General features: G+C 38.4%; 20 protein-coding genes, 2 tRNA genes and 2 other annotated features (1 of these 24 cut by a window edge). Of the genes, 4 read left to right on the forward strand and 18 right to left on the reverse strand.

What is annotated here, in order from left to right; genetic code table 11:
- Window positions 1-14: 14 nt before the first annotated feature.
- Both rpsG and rpsL read right to left on the reverse strand, forming a co-directional pair.
- The gene (gene rpsG, locus EDX97_RS05525; protein WP_128520189.1) at window positions 15-485 is read right to left on the reverse strand and encodes a 30S ribosomal protein S7; all 471 of its coding nucleotides are present in this window, start codon (window positions 483-485) and stop codon (window positions 15-17) included.
- A 25-nt stretch (window positions 486-510) separates the two neighbouring features.
- Window positions 511-924, reverse strand: coding sequence for a 30S ribosomal protein S12 (gene rpsL, locus EDX97_RS05530; RefSeq protein ID WP_128520190.1), 414 nt, complete (start codon window positions 922-924; stop codon window positions 511-513).
- Between the two features lie 177 nt (window positions 925-1,101).
- Here rpsL and EDX97_RS05535 point away from each other — a divergent pair, with 177 nt between their 5' ends.
- Entirely contained in the window at window positions 1,102-1,911 is an 810-nt protein-coding gene (locus EDX97_RS05535; protein ID WP_128520191.1) for an HAD family hydrolase, read from the forward strand.
- A 45-nt stretch (window positions 1,912-1,956) separates the two neighbouring features.
- Here the strand turns inward: EDX97_RS05535 and phoU are convergent, their stop codons facing one another.
- From phoU to rplK, 9 genes are all read right to left on the reverse strand, one after another.
- On the reverse strand, window positions 1,957-2,598 hold the full coding sequence (phoU, locus tag EDX97_RS05540) for a phosphate signaling complex protein PhoU (protein ID WP_183164277.1): 642 nt from the start codon (window positions 2,596-2,598) through the stop codon (window positions 1,957-1,959).
- Between the two features lies 1 nt (window position 2,599).
- On the reverse strand, window positions 2,600-3,355 hold the full coding sequence (gene pstB, locus EDX97_RS11705) for a phosphate ABC transporter ATP-binding protein PstB (protein WP_183164278.1): 756 nt from the start codon (window positions 3,353-3,355) through the stop codon (window positions 2,600-2,602).
- Window positions 3,356-3,358: 3 nt separating this feature from the next.
- On the reverse strand, window positions 3,359-4,237 hold the full coding sequence (gene pstA, locus EDX97_RS11710; protein WP_183164279.1) for a phosphate ABC transporter permease PstA: 879 nt from the start codon (window positions 4,235-4,237) through the stop codon (window positions 3,359-3,361).
- Between the two features lies 1 nt (window position 4,238).
- Entirely contained in the window at window positions 4,239-5,132 is an 894-nt protein-coding gene (gene pstC, locus EDX97_RS05550; protein ID WP_128520193.1) for a phosphate ABC transporter permease subunit PstC, read from the reverse strand.
- A 46-nt stretch (window positions 5,133-5,178) separates the two neighbouring features.
- Window positions 5,179-6,060 carry a phosphate ABC transporter substrate-binding protein gene (locus EDX97_RS05555; protein WP_128520194.1) on the reverse strand — a complete coding sequence of 294 codons (882 nt, stop codon included), beginning with the start codon at window positions 6,058-6,060 and terminating at the stop codon, window positions 5,179-5,181.
- Window positions 6,061-6,218: 158 nt separating this feature from the next.
- Window positions 6,219-6,587: a 50S ribosomal protein L7/L12 gene (gene rplL, locus EDX97_RS05560; protein WP_128520195.1), complete on the reverse strand. Its 369-nt coding sequence runs from the start codon at window positions 6,585-6,587 to the stop codon at window positions 6,219-6,221.
- A 16-nt stretch (window positions 6,588-6,603) separates the two neighbouring features.
- Window positions 6,604-7,173, reverse strand: coding sequence for a 50S ribosomal protein L10 (gene rplJ / locus EDX97_RS05565; protein WP_128520196.1), 570 nt, complete (start codon window positions 7,171-7,173; stop codon window positions 6,604-6,606).
- Window positions 7,174-7,204: 31 nt separating this feature from the next.
- Window positions 7,205-7,333: a sequence feature (ribosomal protein L10 leader region), on the reverse strand.
- Between the two features lie 32 nt (window positions 7,334-7,365).
- Window positions 7,366-8,049, reverse strand: coding sequence for a 50S ribosomal protein L1 (gene rplA / locus EDX97_RS05570; protein WP_128520197.1), 684 nt, complete (start codon window positions 8,047-8,049; stop codon window positions 7,366-7,368).
- Window positions 8,050-8,063: 14 nt separating this feature from the next.
- Window positions 8,064-8,489 carry a 50S ribosomal protein L11 gene (gene rplK / locus EDX97_RS05575; RefSeq protein ID WP_128520198.1) on the reverse strand — a complete coding sequence of 142 codons (426 nt, stop codon included), beginning with the start codon at window positions 8,487-8,489 and terminating at the stop codon, window positions 8,064-8,066.
- A 173-nt stretch (window positions 8,490-8,662) separates the two neighbouring features.
- On the opposite strand from rplK, the gene EDX97_RS05580 reads away from it, so the two are divergent.
- The 3 genes from EDX97_RS05580 (at window position 8,663) to EDX97_RS05590 (ending at window position 9,772) form a co-directional block, all read left to right on the forward strand.
- Window positions 8,663-8,738, forward strand: a tRNA-Glu gene (locus EDX97_RS05580).
- A gap of 69 nt (window positions 8,739-8,807) precedes the next feature.
- The gene (locus EDX97_RS05585; RefSeq protein ID WP_128520199.1) at window positions 8,808-9,503 is read left to right on the forward strand and encodes a metallophosphoesterase; all 696 of its coding nucleotides are present in this window, start codon (window positions 8,808-8,810) and stop codon (window positions 9,501-9,503) included.
- A 193-nt stretch (window positions 9,504-9,696) separates the two neighbouring features.
- Window positions 9,697-9,772 (forward strand) — tRNA-Glu (locus EDX97_RS05590).
- Between the two features lie 60 nt (window positions 9,773-9,832).
- On the opposite strand, the gene EDX97_RS05595 is transcribed toward EDX97_RS05590, so the two are convergent.
- The 7 genes from EDX97_RS05595 to EDX97_RS05625 are packed head-to-tail and all read right to left on the reverse strand — an operon-like array spanning window position 9,833 to window position 15,106.
- Window positions 9,833-10,573: a GntR family transcriptional regulator gene (locus EDX97_RS05595; protein WP_183164280.1), complete on the reverse strand. Its 741-nt coding sequence runs from the start codon at window positions 10,571-10,573 to the stop codon at window positions 9,833-9,835.
- Window positions 10,574-10,587: 14 nt separating this feature from the next.
- A complete protein-coding gene (locus EDX97_RS05600) occupies window positions 10,588-11,223 on the reverse strand; it encodes a metallophosphoesterase (protein WP_128520201.1) in 636 nt (211 codons plus the stop codon).
- A 31-nt stretch (window positions 11,224-11,254) separates the two neighbouring features.
- Complete coding sequence (locus EDX97_RS05605) at window positions 11,255-11,770, reverse strand: DUF1307 domain-containing protein (protein WP_128520202.1); 516 nt, start codon at window positions 11,768-11,770, stop codon at window positions 11,255-11,257.
- Between the two features lie 46 nt (window positions 11,771-11,816).
- Window positions 11,817-12,905 carry an aminotransferase class I/II-fold pyridoxal phosphate-dependent enzyme gene (locus EDX97_RS05610; RefSeq protein WP_128520203.1) on the reverse strand — a complete coding sequence of 363 codons (1,089 nt, stop codon included), beginning with the start codon at window positions 12,903-12,905 and terminating at the stop codon, window positions 11,817-11,819.
- On the reverse strand, window positions 12,902-13,633 hold the full coding sequence (locus tag EDX97_RS05615) for an amino acid ABC transporter ATP-binding protein (protein ID WP_128520204.1): 732 nt from the start codon (window positions 13,631-13,633) through the stop codon (window positions 12,902-12,904). The genes EDX97_RS05610 and EDX97_RS05615 overlap by 4 nt, the downstream gene beginning before the upstream one ends.
- Window positions 13,626-14,309 carry an amino acid ABC transporter permease gene (locus tag EDX97_RS05620; protein WP_128520205.1) on the reverse strand — a complete coding sequence of 228 codons (684 nt, stop codon included), beginning with the start codon at window positions 14,307-14,309 and terminating at the stop codon, window positions 13,626-13,628. Before EDX97_RS05620 ends, EDX97_RS05615 begins: the two co-directional genes overlap by 8 nt.
- A 26-nt stretch (window positions 14,310-14,335) precedes the next feature.
- On the reverse strand, window positions 14,336-15,106 hold the full coding sequence (locus EDX97_RS05625) for an ABC transporter substrate-binding protein (RefSeq protein WP_128520206.1): 771 nt from the start codon (window positions 15,104-15,106) through the stop codon (window positions 14,336-14,338).
- Between the two features lie 43 nt (window positions 15,107-15,149).
- Window positions 15,150-15,318: a binding site (T-box leader), on the reverse strand (it continues 44 nt past the right edge of the window).

Genomic DNA, 15,318 nt, shown 5'->3' on the forward strand with positions numbered 1-15,318 from the left:
AGATGTCTCCTTTCCTACCAACGGTAGTGAGCAAATGCTTTATTTGCTTCAGCCATTCTATGGGTATCTTCACGTTTCTTCACGGAAGCACCAGTACCATTGGATGCATCAATAATTTCTGCAGCCAAGCGCTGTTCCATAGTTTTTTCATTTCTTAAACGTGCATAATTAACGATCCAACGAAGACCTAAAGTCAAACGACGTTCGTCACTAACTTCAACAGGTACTTGGTAGTTGGCTCCACCTACACGTCTTACTTTTAATTCCAACTGAGGCATAACATTTTCCAATGCTTTTTCAAATACAGCCATTGGTTCTTCCCCAGTCTTAACTTTTACGATATCAAACGCATTGTACAAAATCGTTTGTGCAACTCCTTTTTTACCATCTAACATGATTTTGTTGATCAAACGAGTAACCAACTTGGAGTTATAAATAGGATCGACAAGTACATCACGTTTGGCAATGTGTCCTTTTCTAGGCATTTAGTTTCCTCCTCTCATGTTCGATTTACTTTTTAGGTTTTTTCGTTCCATATAATGAACGACTTTGTTTACGATCAGTAACACCAGCACAGTCCAATGTACCACGAATAATGTGATAACGAACACCTGGCAAATCTTTGACACGTCCACCACGAATCAATACTACACTGTGCTCCTGCAAGTTATGTCCAATTCCTGGAATATAAGCAGTAACTTCCATGCCGTTTGATAAACGAACACGGGCATATTTACGCAATGCAGAGTTTGGTTTCTTAGGTGTCATGGTACCAACACGAGTACATACGCCACGTTTTTGTGGGCTAGACAAATTAGTTGGTCTAGACTGCAATGAGTTGTAACCACGATTCAAAGCAGGTGACTTTGATTTAGCTTTGCTGGCCTTACGACCTTTACGAATCAACTGGTTGATTGTAGGCATAAGAACACTCCTTTCACTTCTTCTCAAACACACACTTCCGGGTGTGTCTTTTTCATCCGTTAAATAAATGGGCATAACAATGCCCAAATTACGCATGCAATATTAATTTACTCATCTTTGTGATATTTGTCAATTCTTTTTTATCTATTTCTTGTATAATGTTTTTGAGGTGAAATAATGAAACACAAAATTGTTTTTTTTGACATGGATGGCACGCTTTACCAAACAGAAAACGATATCGTTCAACCTTCTTCCATCGAAGCCATTGATGAATTACGTAAACGAGGATATATGGTCTGTGCCGCAACAGGACGTCCATTAAACCAGATGGATAGTATCCTAAAACACATTCAATTTGATTACTACATTTTGATCAATGGATCGTACATCTTGGACGGTGCCTTTGAAGAAGTAGATTCCAGACCGATATCGAAACAAACCGTCAAAGACATTGTCGAATTTTGTAGTCAAAACGAATTAGGACTCATGTTCCATTTTGGCGATGCCACATATATCTACAATAAATTTTATCCGATGTATGACTTCTGTAAATATTGCAACGTCTTAAATTCTTTATTTTATGATCCATCTCAATCGTATCATAAAAGACATCGTGCCTATAATGCTGTGATCTTGACCAAAGAAAAGAAAGAAATTGATGACTTTATGGCCGCACATCCAGATTTACGTGCGGACTTGATCAATGTCAAATCCGATGGTTTCATGTTTGATGTCTTCAATAGTGGAAACGATAAATCTGTCGGCATTGAGTTGATGATGAAACATGTCAACTTCACATGGAAAGATACCATTGCGTTTGGCGATAGTACCAACGATATCCACATGCTTCAAAAAGCGGATATTGGCGTTGCTATGGGAAGTGCTACAGAATATGTCAAAAGTTTTGCGAATTTCTCAACGACCAGTGTATATGATAACGGCATCTATAATGGTATTAAGAAAATTCTAGATGATCATGAAGAATAAAAAATGCGGCAATACCGCATTTTTTATATATAGGAAAGAAGATATTTATTTTTCACCAATTGGAACTTGATGGGCTGTGATTTCATACAATACCCATTCGGCAATATTGGTTGCATGATCGCCAATTCGCTCATAATACTTCGCAATCATCAATAGATCCAAAGAACGACGATCGATGCCTTTGGTTGCCAAATCATTGTAAATCGTTTCGAAATAGTTATCGACAATATCATCTTCATCCATGACTTGTTTTGCTAAATTATGATCATTATTCACAAAGGATTGAATCGCATCATCCACCATCTTGATGGTTTGTTTAACCATATCTCTGAATGGCAGTTGTTCCACTAACTCACTTAAATCATTGTTCTTTTTGACAATATCGGCAATATCATAGGCATGATCACCAATTCGTTCCATATCTGTGATCATTTCTAAGGCACTGGATACTTGACGAAGATCTTTTGCGACTGGTGCTTGCAGCAACAATAACGCAATGCATTGATTTTCGATTTCACGTTCACTATGATTGATCTTATTTTCTTTTTGACGAATGCCATCTACAACATCTAGATCATTTTTGATCAATGCCTGATAAGTATCCCGAATGATATCTTGGCAATCTTGTCCTAAATCAATTAACGCAATATGTAATTCTTTTAATTTTTTTTGGAATTCGTTTCGCATTTTATCCAAACCTTCCTGTGATATATCTTTCTGTTCGTTCGTCTTGTGGATCCGCAAACAATTCAGGTGTTGATCCATATTCCACCATTTCTCCCAATAAGAAGAACGCGGTTTTATCACTGATACGTGCTGCTTGTTGCATATTGTGGGTAACCATGACAATGGTATAATCCTTCTTCAATTCCACAGCTAAATCTTCGATCTTATTGGTTGAAATAGGGTCCAAAGCACTGGTTGGTTCATCCATCAAGATGACTTTGGGTTGAACAGCTAAGGTACGAGCAATACACAAACGTTGTTGTTGTCCACCAGATAATCCTAGGGCACTTTTATTCAATCGATCTTTTAGTTCATCCCAAATAGCTGCTTGTCGTAAAGAACGCTCGACAATTTCATCCAATTCCGATTTTTTCTTGATACCAAAAATTCGTGGTCCATAGGCTACATTATCATATACACTTTTGGGAAATGGGTTGGGCTGTTGGAATACCATGCCCACTTCATGTCGAAGTGAGATACCATCCATATCTTTATAAATATCGACACCATCCATTTCAATTTTGCCATCGATCACACAATCTTCGATGAAATCATTCATCCGATTCAATGATTTCAAGAAAGTGGATTTACCACATCCAGAAGGACCGATAAAAGCAGTGATCTCATTGGCATAGATTTTCATATTAATATCTTTTAGAGCATGGAAATTACCATAATGGAGGTTAATGTGCTCTATATTAAGTTTTACTTCACTCATACGCTATGCTTTATCTCCTTGATTCTTTGCTTGAATATGTCTAGACAATACGTTGGCTGCAATACTGAAGATCAATACCAAGATCATCAATACAGCCGAAGCTAAGTTGGCTAGATCAGGGTTTTGTCCATTGACTTGTAAGTTCCAAATTTGAATGGATAAGGTTTCAGCTGGTCGGAATAATGATAATGGACTGGTTGGACTCGTAAAGCTCCAATTATGCCAATTCAACATACTTCCGGAACCGGCTGTATACAATAAGGCAGCGGCTTCACCAAAACCACGTCCAGCCGCTAAAATGACACCGGTCATGATACGTGGTAGACAAGCTGGTAACAATACATGACATACGGATTGCCATTTTGTCGATCCCATACCCAATGCACCCTGTAGATAACCAGCAGGTAAACCACGAATTGCATCTTCGGTTGTCGTCGTTAATAATGGTAAGGTCAAAATGGAAATGGATAAGGCACCAGCTAACAAACTCTTGCCCATTCCAAGGGTAACCAAGAAAACCAAATAGCCAAACAAACCAACAACGATGGATGGTAAAGAAGAAAGGGTTTCGATACACATCCGCAAGAACTTTGTGAAACGTCCTTGACGAGCATACATGGCTAGATAGATACCAGCAAATATACCAATGGGTACGGAAACCAATAACGAAATAAATACAAGGTAGATGGTATTCCATAATTGGTTGCCAATGGATCCGCTCATCGCAAATTGGAACATTTCTGGTGTAGCTCCCAAAAAGCCACCAATAATAACTTTTCCAGCAAAGCCAAATAATAAGATAGAGAACAAGGCAGCAATGATCGTAAAGATAATGGTTGCAATTTTATCAGCGCGTTTGGCACGGACAATTCTTTCATTCATATTAATCTTTTGCCTCCTTATGGATACGATGGATGATCCAAATGAACAATAACGAAATCAAGAACAACAATAAGGCCAATGTCCAAAGTGCTGTTTTCAATTCGCCACCTTCCATCGCATTACCCATTTGGGCAGCAATTTCAGTCGTGATCGTTTTGGATCGTGATAACAGACCATGCGGCATGGCAGTGGTTTGACCAATGACCATAGCTACAGCTAATGCTTCACCAAACGCACGAGCTAAACCCATGATAATGGATGAGATGATACCCGATTTTGCGGCTGGAACAATGACACGATAGATGGCTTGCCAACGTGTTGATCCTAAACCATAGGCGCCATCTCGATTGGTCTTAGGAACTGCAGCAATGGCATCACTTGCCATACTGGTAATCGTTGGGAAAATCATTACGGCCAATACCAAGCCAGCCGCTAAGATAGATTGTCCGACTTGTACATGGAAAATGGCTTTGATTGCTGGTACCAATACGGTCAAACCAACCCATCCATAGACAACGGATGGAATACCAGCAAATATTTGTACAACAGGGCGGAAGAATTTTTCACCAAACTTTGGTGAAATCTCAGTCATGAAGATAGCAGATCCTAAAGATAGTGGGGTGGCAATCAATAGTGCTAAACCACAGGTTGCTAATGAACCACAAATGAAAATCAAAGCACCGACGGTTCCACCACCGCTTGAATTATCAACCGGACCCCAATTGGTTGATCCAATGAATTCTGAAAGTGTATGTTTAAATATTAGGAAAGTTCCACTGCCTTTATAAGCAAGAAAGGCCCCTATCACCAGGGTCAATCCAATGACGAACACTCCACCAATGGTGGCAAGCCCTCGCCAGGCATATTCTTTGGCAAACATTCCTTTTTGTTTCATATGAATGTCTCCTTTCAAAAATGAAGCGGGCTAGGCCCGCTCAATACTAGTGATCTAAGTTTTGCATCTTGCTAACTACGCCATAACCAAGTTTTTCCGTTGTTTTAGCGAAGTCATCGGATACGATGTATTTAATGAATGCACGATCAGTTTTTGTACCTTTACCTTTGGTGTACATATGTTCGGTTGCCCATACTTTCCAATCACCACTGTATGTGTTTTCCAATGTTGGTTCTACACCATCGATTGATACTGTACTTACATCATCATTGTCTACCAAATAACTTAATGCAACATATCCGATTGCACCTTTTGTATCTGATACGTTTTTCAAAAGGACACCAGAATCATCGGTTTCCATCGATTGATTTTCAGCTTCCGTATTACCGTCTAATGCATATTTTTCAAAGGTCGCACGTGTTCCTGAAGAAGATGGACGAGTAACTAATACGATGTCTTCATCGGGTCCGCCAACTTCTTTCCAGTTTGTAATCTTTCCTGTGAAGATATCGATTAATTGTTGTTTGGATAAATTATCAACGCCACCTTGTTTTATGTCTTTATTAACAATTGGTGCCATTGTAACGATAGCTACTTGATGGTCTTTCAATTCCTTGGCTTTATCAGCATCCAATTTGTCTTCGGCAGCTACATCGGAGTTACCAATTGTAACGGTTCCTTCGGATACTTGTTTCAAACCTTCTCCAGATCCACCAGCATCTACGGTAATGGATACGTTAGGATATTTTTCAGTGAATTTTTTTGATGCCTCATCTACTAATGGTTTCAATGCAGATGATCCTGCAGCTGTAATTGTTCCTTCAAAATCACTTGAGCTTGAAGAAGATGATGAACTTCCTCCACCACAACCAGTCAATAGACCAGCTGTCATTGCAGCAGCTAATAATAATGAAGCTACTCTTTTCATACTGTTTTTTTCCTCCCTGTTTATTTACATCTTCATCCTACTCAATGACTGTCAAGAAAATATGACGGTTGTTTCAAAGATTTGTAAAGATATGTACAATCATTTTTTACGAAGGCATAAAAAAAAGCCCTTATAAAAGGGCTTGCGTATAAGTGAAATTACTTAACTTCAACAGTTGCTCCAGCTTCAACCAATTTGTTTTTGATTTCTTCAGCTTCTTCTGGATCAATGTTTTCTTTGATTGCACTTGGAGCAGCATCAACCAATTTCTTAGCATCAACTAATCCTAAACCAGTGATTTCACGTACGGCTTTGATGACTTTAACTTTTGTTTGTCCAATGTCAGTCAAAGTTACAGTTACTTCGCTTGGTCCTTCATCAGCAGCTTCGGCTGCAGCAGGTGCAGCAACAGCAGCAGCAGCGACAACACCAAATTTGTCTTCGATTGCTTTTACCAAGTCATTTAATTCTAAAATAGTAGCTTCTTCTAAGTAAGCTAAAATATCTTCTTGTGTCAATTTTGCCATGATTTGTTCCTCCTCATTATTCAGCAGCTGCTTCGGCTGGTGCTTCTTCAGCTGGGGTAGCAGGTGCATCTTCTGCAGCTGCTTCTTTGACAGTTCCATTTTCTTTTGCTTCTGCTAATGCCTTAACTGTCATAGCGAATTTGATAACTGGGGCATTTAATGTAGAAGCAAAGCGTGCCAACATACCTTCTTTGTTAGGTAATGCAGACAATTGTTTGATAACATCTTCGTCGACCATTTTTCCGTCAACGATTCCTGTTTTTAAAACCAATTTTTCGTGATCTTTCGCAAATTTTGCTAAAACACGAGCTGGTGCAACAGGGTCTTTACCAAAAGCTAAGGCGTTTGGTCCGACTAAAACCTTGCTAAAATCATCATAACCTAATTTTTCAGCAGCACGACGAGATACGGCGTTTTTGCAAACTTCGAAATCTACATCTTCTGCACGTAAGTTACGACGAAGTTCAGTGGCTTCAGCAACAGTTAATCCACGATACTCAACCAAAACGATAGAGCTAGCTGCTTCCATCTTTTCAGCAAGAGCATTGACCTTGGCTTCTTTTTGAGCAAGTACATCCTTGTTCATTTGGTCCACCTCTTCTTTCTTTATTGCCACAATATTCAAAGAAAAAGCCCGTACCAAAGCACGGGCTATAAATGAGCATCTTAAAACATATGCATCAACCCTAGGTAACATAATTAAGTCTTTTGACCGTTACTGTCTTTGGAATATTGATAACAAGCGAATTTTAAATCGTTCTTTACAATTTGTCAACTATTATTCCATAGTAATATGGATAGCTGGACCCATTGTAGAAGTTAATACACAGTTACGCATATACGTACCCTTTACAGTCGAAGGACGCGCTTTTACGATACGTGTATAGATAGCATTGAAGTTTTCAACGATTTGAGCTTCTTCAAAGCTTACTTTACCAATCATGATGTTCAAGTTTCCATCACGATCGACACGGTATGTTACTTTACCTTTTTTGATTTCATCAACAGCATTCGCAACATCCATTGTTACTGTACCACTCTTAGGGTTTGGCATTAATCCTTTAGGACCCAATACACGTCCCAAACGACCTAATTTACCCATCAAGTTTGGTGTTGCAACCAATACGTCAAAATCAAACCATCCACCAGAAATCTGGTCGATCAATTCTTGTCCACCTACAAAGTCAGCACCAGCATCTTGGGCTTCTTTGGCTTTGTCGCCTTCCGCAACAACGGCAACTTTTTGTGTTTTTCCAGTTCCATTTGGTAAAACCAAGGCACCACGAATCAATTGATCCGCATGACGAGGGTCTACATTTAAATTGAAACATACTTCCACAGATTCATCCATTTTAGATGAAGCTGTTTTCTTTAATAAAGCCACTGCTTCGTCGATTGTATATTTTTTCGAAGAATCAACCAATTTAGCAGCTTCTTGATAACGTTTACTTCTCTTTGCCATATTGATTTATCCTCCTATTCAAATCCTTCAATTTTGATTCCCATATTACGTGCAGTTCCAGCAACGATACGCATTGCAGCTTCTACATCGTTGGCATTCAAATCTGGCATCTTGTATTCGGCAATTTCTTTTAATTGATCAACAGAAATTGTACCAGCTACTTGTTTCTGATCTCCAGATGCTTTTTGAATGTTAGCAGCTTTCTTTAACATTTGAGCTGCAGGTGTTGTTTTTGTAACAAAATCAAAACTCTTGTCTTCATATGCTGTAATTACTACAGGGACAATTTCGCCACGACGATCTTTTGTTGCATCATTGAATGCAGTACAGAACTGAGGCATGTTGATTCCAGCACTTGCCAATGCAGGTCCTGGTTTTGCTTGTCCGGCCATGAATTGCAATTTGCAGATTTTTACTACTTTTGCTTTCTTTTTTGCCATAAGACTTCCTCCTATATTTATGTCTTATGCAGTGGTCATAATGAGTGTTGGCATCACTCTGCCACGCATACTCACTAATAATAGGTGAATCATCCAAAAAACGCAACTCTTTTTTTGATTTTTTACTTGCACACCCTAAAAAGTCATGCTATAGTGTATTAGCACTTAAACATGGCACGTTGGAGAAACGGTTAACTCACATGCCTTTCACGCATGCATTCACGGGTTCGAATCCCGTACGTGTCACCATTTATACATAACGCACTTCGGTGCGTTTTTTTATTATCCAATATATAATATATATAGGTGGTGATCCTTATGATTTATGTAACCGGTGATATCCATGCATGGATCGATATTCGAAAATTGAAAAGATGTCCAGCTAAATCCAATGATACACTAATTATTTGTGGTGATTTTGGCTTGATTTGGGATGCCTTACCAAGCAGAGAAGAAAAATACTGGTTGGAATGGTTGCATAAAAAGCCTTGGACCACATTATTTGTCGATGGCAATCATGAAAACTTTAATCGTTTGGAAACCTATCCCAAAGAAGAAAAGTATCATGGAATAGTTCAAACCATTTATCCGGACATCTATCATTTATTACGTGGTGAGATTTATACCATTGAAGATAAAACCATCTTTACGTTTGGTGATGCTTTTAGTCATGATCGAGACTATCGCATCGAAGGAAGAAGCTGGTGGCAACAAGAACTTCCTACCCAAGCCGAATGTCAACACGGACTGGATATGTTAGAAAAGTATAATAATACAGTCGATATCATCATTACGCATGATGCTCCAAAAAGCATTGCCTTACGACATGGTTTTAATCGTGAAGCCATGGATAATGGCTATGCATCCAATCGAGTGAATATTTTAACGTATCTTGAACAAATATATGGAAGAGTTACCTATAAGCAATGGTATTGCGGTCATTATCATATCGATGAAGATGATTCTCCTTCTTTCCATTTCTTATATCAAGATATCATTCCCATTCTATGTTAGAATATGTTCATGTTTACATATATATTTGCGATCCTCTTACTATTTATTCTCATTGGCTTGATCAAGATTGGTTGGAAGATTTTTAAATTCTGTCTCTATATTTGGCTAATCGTTTTACTTGTTGGCTTATTTCTATCATTTTTTTAGATTGTGGTTGCATCTCGATTCGAACCGTGGTATTATGCTTGAGCACGGCACGTTGGAGAAACGGTTAACTCACATGCCTTTCACGCATGCATTCACGGGTTCGAATCCCGTACGTGTCACCATTGAAAAGATACGCACTTCGGTGCGTTTTTTTTATGTTAAAAAGGCATCTTCATGGATGCCTATTCTTCATTTGAAGTAGTGATGCAGTAGGAATATAAATCACCACGAAAATAGCACTTCGATAATTCAACCAGTTTATGATCTTCACTATATCCAATTCGCGAACGATATAAGATTGGCTGTGTTTTAGAGATATTCAAAGCTTCTACCGTTTCTTCATTGGGTAATTCCGCACGGATCTTCTCCACGATATGGGTTGGTACTCCAGAACCAGTATAATCGAGGATCTCATAAATGGAGTTGCGAATACGTTCGGGATCCATTGGTAAATGTGTTTCTAATGGATAATAGCTCACCATATAGACGATCTTGATATCATCGGCCGTACGTACACGTCGTACACAATACATCAATTCATCCGTGGAAGCATTAAATTCCTGTGCCGTATCCTTATCCAAATATTCTTTTGTGATACTGACAGAACTGGTACCTGGCACCCGTCCTGCTGCTTCCATTTCTTGTGTAAAACTGGATACATGCATCAAATCTTCTTCAATGCCTGGCCGCCAAATCACAAACGTTCCCTTACCACGTCCTCGTTTGACCATTCCTTCTTTTTCTAGATCCAGAATGGCTTGTCGAGCCGTGATTCTTGAGACATTATATTTTTGTTGGATCTCTAATTCACTTTCAATGCGATCGCCTAATTTTAGATCGCCATTCAATATTTTATGCCGATAAATATCTTTAATTTGAATATATAGCGCTTTGGCTCCTTTTTCCGTATTTAAATGTTCCATATGACTCACCTTTGTCATATTGTATCATTTATTTTAGTACTTTGTCTTCTCTTTTTATCAATTTCGATCCATTCATCCAAAGTCATTGGTTGATAATCCGAATACATACAAAAACAATTAATGATCTGACATGGAATATGTTCTTTACCGCCACCAATCGCATCATGCCATTGGCGATGGACATAATCTTGATACGCGTCTAAAATTGGTTGATCCTGGGTATTATGAATATGCCCATGCAACATATATGTCTTGGCTTGGCCATCTTCACTTTTTCGATATTGCCCATTGTAACAAGCAATCGGATAATGACACAAAATCACCTTGCGTTTATTATCATTCAACTCTTTATAGGTTTCAATCCAGTCAAATTGACTTCGATCAAATTGTTTGTCATCTAAAAAATAGTCATGATTTCCCCGAATCATAAATAAGTGTCCTTGGAGCTGATCGAGGATCTGCTGGGTCTGGGCCAAATTTCCCCAAGATAAATCACCTAAGATCACGACTTCGTCATTTTTTCTTACTTTTTTATTCCATTGTTCGATCATATACTCATTCATTGATTCCACGCTATCAAAGCCACGACAATCCATATGATCCAATAGTGCTTTATGATAAAAATGACAATCTGCTATATAATAACGCATACGCCCTCCACGAAAAAAGCGGCTTGGCCGCTTAACTACTCACCTTACATGCATATCCATCAGCCTTATACGCTTTCATGGTCTTCTTTAAAGAAACAACTTGATTTCCTTTTGTTCCCTTACTTAAAAGTCCGGCATCGACTAACTCATCGAAATTCGCTTCTTTAAAATTGATCGTTGTCGTAATTTCAACTTTCGAATCCATCAAAGTACCTGTGACAGATACACCCTTCAAATCTTTATATTTATCTTGTAAAGATTGATTGATCGAATCTTGAATTTTATTTTTATCCATATCATCACTGATGGAAATACCCATCTCATCGAACGTCAAAAAAGAGACTTGTTTCATACTTTGAATCGCATCCCCCTTTACTTCTAATGTGATATTTTCTTCATTATCTCCTGTACATACGACTGTTTTTTTCGTCGTTTCTTCTTCGGTCTTTGAAACCGGTGCCTTGCTCGTATCATTATGGATGATATCGCTGATTCGTGCACAACCACTCAATAGAACCAACAGACATAAAAATAAATATTTTTTCATATTCGTTTCCTCTAAATGTAACTCAATTCTAACATAAAAAGACGAATCAACCAAATTGGCGATTCGTCCATACGGATAACTTTTGTAATCCTTTTTCTAACATCTGAGAATCTTGTCCCAAACCAAAGCGAACATGGTGATCAAATCCAAAACAAGAACCAGGAACAAAGAAGATACCTTCTTGATCCAATAATTTTGTGGCTAATTCGGTACTGGAAATATCCATATCATAAGATAAAAAGCCAACCGTACCTGCTTTTGGCATGATCAAATGATAATGCGTTTGCGCTTGTTCCCACGCTGTAAATATCTGTTTGTTTTGTTCAATGTAAGCTTTATTTTTCTGAATGATTTCATCTTTATGCGCAAGCACTTGAGCAGCTATCGTGTCCATCAATGGACCCGTAGAAATCATGGTATAGTCTCTTCGTACATTGATCTTTTGAATCAAAGAAGGACAAGCTTTGACCCATCCATAACGTAATCCTGGCAACGCAAATACCTTACTTAATGAACTGGTCGCAATGCCTTTTTCATATTGATCACTAATACTTGGTTGATCATTAAAACCACGATAGACTTCATCGCATAAGATCCAAATATCTTTTTCTTTACATACTTGAATCAATTGTTCCATATATGCTTGAGGAAACACCGTTCCCGTTGGATTATTCGGATTATTTAAAATGACCATTTTCGTATTGGAACGGATGCTTGCTTTGAGCACTTCTATGTTTGGCATCCAACCATCAGCTTCCCTTAAGGGTAATATGGTCGTTTCTACACCCAATGAATGTGGATAATCCCAAAATTGTTGATAACCTGGTGCATAGGTAATGATATGATCACGTGGTTCCAAAAGCGTATCCATCACATGTTGATTGGCTTCTAAACATCCATGAAACATCGTTAATGATTGCAGATCATGAGATGTATATAGTTTCAATACCGCTTTTTTTACGGCATCAGATCCAGTAATATCACCATAATCCAATGCTAGGTCTGGATTCATTTCCACCATTTCCATTAATTCTTGCCAAGTCAGTGCTTTTACACACGTATCGGTCAAATTATAAATGGCTTTCTTTTCATGATCATTCATCCATTGTTCCACTTTGAAGTCGTTGATTTTCATTGATAGAATACCTTACTTAAGAAATCTTTCGCACGATCCGATTGTGGATGCTCAAAGAATTGATCACTTGGTGCATCTTCAACAATCTTGCCACTATCCAAAAAGACAACCCGACTACCCACTTTTCGAGCAAATCCCATTTCGTGCGTAACCACGATCATGGTCATGCCTTCTTCAGCAAGATTGGTCATAACTTCCAATACTTCTTTGATCATTTCCGGATCTAAAGCAGAAGTCGGTTCATCAAACAACATAATTTCGGGATGTAAACACAAAGCACGTGCAATCGCAACACGTTGTTTTTGTCCACCCGATAATTTATTAGGATATTCATCGCGTTTTTCTGCTAAGCCAACGCGTGTCAAATATTGCATCGCAATTTTTTCGGATTCTTCTTGTGAACGTTGCAAGACATTGATTTGCGCTAAAGTGCAGTTTTCAATCACGGTCATATTTGGAAATAGATTAAAATGCTGGAATACAAATCCCATCTTTGATCGTTGCGCACGGAATTTTTCTTCATCGGAAGGATCCATCCATTCGTCTTCCAAATAAATCTTGCCACTTTCTGGATGTTCCAAACCATGAATGCAACGAAGCAATGTACTTTTTCCCGATCCAGAAGGACCAATCAAACTGACAATTTCGCCTTTATCAATTTCCAAGCTAACATCAGACAGCGCTTGGGTATGTTCAAAATGTTTACTAATATGGTCGACTTTAATCACTGGCTGATAACCTCTTTTCTACATAGCGTCCTAAGAAAGAAATACTGATTGTCATGATCAAATAGAAGCAGGCAGCTAATACATAGGGCGACATAACATCATAATATTCGGTACCAATGACTTGGGCACCTTTCAATAATTCAACAGCACCAATGGTTGAAATCAAAGAGGAGTCTTTGATCAAAGTAATAAATTCACTGATGACGGGTGGTACGATTCGTTTAAAGGCTTGTGGCAAAATCACAAATCGCATCATTTGTTTATTGGTCAAACCCAGTGTTTCACAGGCTTCCCATTGTCCACGATCGACGCCATTGATACCGCTACGAATCAATTCAGTTTGGTAGGCACCACTATTGATAGACATCGCAATGATACCAATCATATACACATTGATTCGCAAAACCTTTCCTGTAAAAGCGGTATAAATTGATGGGATGACCGAGAAAATGATCAGAATCTGCAACAACAGTGGCGTACCACGAATGACTTCTACATAAAAATTCGCAATCGCTTTTGGTACGGCATGTTTGGACCGCTTACCACTCGCTCCCAATATACCCAAAAGCAACCCTATCAATAAGGAAATCGCCGCTATCAATAATGACAGCAGCGCACCTCTAAATAGATAGAGCATGTTTTCGGCAGTAAATACTTGACTAAATGCTGGAAACATTCTATCACTCTCTTTTCTTTGTTTAATTAATCATCTAATGGCAATACACCGTATTTATCACATAACTTTTGATAATCGTCACTGGATTTGAATTCCTTGATGGCTTTGTTGATCTTCTTGATCATCTTCTTGTTTCCTTTTTTGGCAACAATGTAGTTCTTTTCATCTTTTAAAGATCCATCCAATACTTTGTATTCACCACTCGACGCATATTCTTTCGCAACAGCACTATCGACAACGGCTGCATCATATTGATTGGCTTTGATGGCATTCATGATATCCTGTACATCTTTTAAACCTGTTGTATCGGAACTTTGTTCCTTGGCAGCCTCTTCACCTGTAGAACCAGTTTGAGCAACCAATTTCTTATCTTTTAGATCATCGACAGAACTCATATCTGAATCAGCAGCAACAACAGCTACCTGACCTGTCTTTGTATATGGATCGGACCATTCTACTTTACGTTTTTTACTATATGTAAATCCAGAAATACCTACATCGACTTGGCCACCATTGATTTGTGTGATGATGTTGTCAAAATCCATCTTCTTGTATTTGAATTTTACGGTATGACCTTCTTCTTCACTCAAATATTTTTGGAAATGACTAACCATATCGATATCAAAACCAACCATTTTGTTTTTCTTTGTTAATGATTCATATGGTTTGTAGTCGGGTGAAATACCAACTGTGATTGTTTCTGTTTCATCTTTTGCAGAAACTTGTTGGCTTCCCAAACCAACCAACGATAATGTCATCGCAAATGCTAACGCTACTTTTACAATTTTTTTCTTCATATTGCTTCTTCTCCCTTTCTCTACAAAAAAAGCCGTCCTTCTCATAAAGGACGACTACTACTTCATCGCGGTACCACCTTAGTTCCATCCATTCTGTATGGATGACACCTCATTCTTAACGCGAATTCACGACGTTGCCTCCATTTTCGACAACGTAACTCCAAGACACGTTCCAAATCTATCCTTCCTGGCTTGCACCAACCGCCATTTCT

The sequence above is a fragment of the Absicoccus porci genome (genome assembly GCF_003725415.1).
In the GTDB taxonomy this organism is placed as follows: Bacteria; Bacillota_I; Bacilli_A; order Erysipelotrichales; family Erysipelotrichaceae; genus Absicoccus; species Absicoccus porci.

Coding starts and splice junctions, on each gene's coding strand:
- EDX97_RS05625 (WP_128520206.1), bottom strand. CDS start 15,106: ATGAAGAAAAAAATTGTAAAAGTAGCGTTAGCATTTGCGATGACATTA.
- EDX97_RS05595 (WP_183164280.1), bottom strand. CDS start 10,573: ATGGAACATTTAAATACGGAAAAAGGAGCCAAAGCGCTATATATTCAA.
- EDX97_RS05620 (WP_128520205.1), bottom strand. CDS start 14,309: ATGTTTCCAGCATTTAGTCAAGTATTTACTGCCGAAAACATGCTCTAT.
- rpsG (WP_128520189.1), bottom strand. CDS start 485: ATGCCTAGAAAAGGACACATTGCCAAACGTGATGTACTTGTCGATCCT.
- rplJ (WP_128520196.1), bottom strand. CDS start 7,173: ATGAACAAGGATGTACTTGCTCAAAAAGAAGCCAAGGTCAATGCTCTT.
- rplA (WP_128520197.1), bottom strand. CDS start 8,049: ATGGCAAAGAGAAGTAAACGTTATCAAGAAGCTGCTAAATTGGTTGAT.
- rplK (WP_128520198.1), bottom strand. CDS start 8,489: ATGGCAAAAAAGAAAGCAAAAGTAGTAAAAATCTGCAAATTGCAATTC.
- EDX97_RS05585 (WP_128520199.1), top strand. CDS start 8,808: ATGATTTATGTAACCGGTGATATCCATGCATGGATCGATATTCGAAAA.
- EDX97_RS05535 (WP_128520191.1), top strand. CDS start 1,102: ATGAAACACAAAATTGTTTTTTTTGACATGGATGGCACGCTTTACCAA.
- pstA (WP_183164279.1), bottom strand. CDS start 4,237: ATGAATGAAAGAATTGTCCGTGCCAAACGCGCTGATAAAATTGCAACC.
- rpsL (WP_128520190.1), bottom strand. CDS start 924: ATGCCTACAATCAACCAGTTGATTCGTAAAGGTCGTAAGGCCAGCAAA.
- EDX97_RS05610 (WP_128520203.1), bottom strand. CDS start 12,905: ATGAAAATCAACGACTTCAAAGTGGAACAATGGATGAATGATCATGAA.
- EDX97_RS05555 (WP_128520194.1), bottom strand. CDS start 6,060: ATGAAAAGAGTAGCTTCATTATTATTAGCTGCTGCAATGACAGCTGGT.
- rplL (WP_128520195.1), bottom strand. CDS start 6,587: ATGGCAAAATTGACACAAGAAGATATTTTAGCTTACTTAGAAGAAGCT.
- phoU (WP_183164277.1), bottom strand. CDS start 2,598: ATGCGAAACGAATTCCAAAAAAAATTAAAAGAATTACATATTGCGTTA.
- EDX97_RS05605 (WP_128520202.1), bottom strand. CDS start 11,770: ATGAAAAAATATTTATTTTTATGTCTGTTGGTTCTATTGAGTGGTTGT.
- pstC (WP_128520193.1), bottom strand. CDS start 5,132: ATGAAACAAAAAGGAATGTTTGCCAAAGAATATGCCTGGCGAGGGCTT.
- pstB (WP_183164278.1), bottom strand. CDS start 3,355: ATGAGTGAAGTAAAACTTAATATAGAGCACATTAACCTCCATTATGGT.
- EDX97_RS05600 (WP_128520201.1), bottom strand. CDS start 11,223: ATGCGTTATTATATAGCAGATTGTCATTTTTATCATAAAGCACTATTG.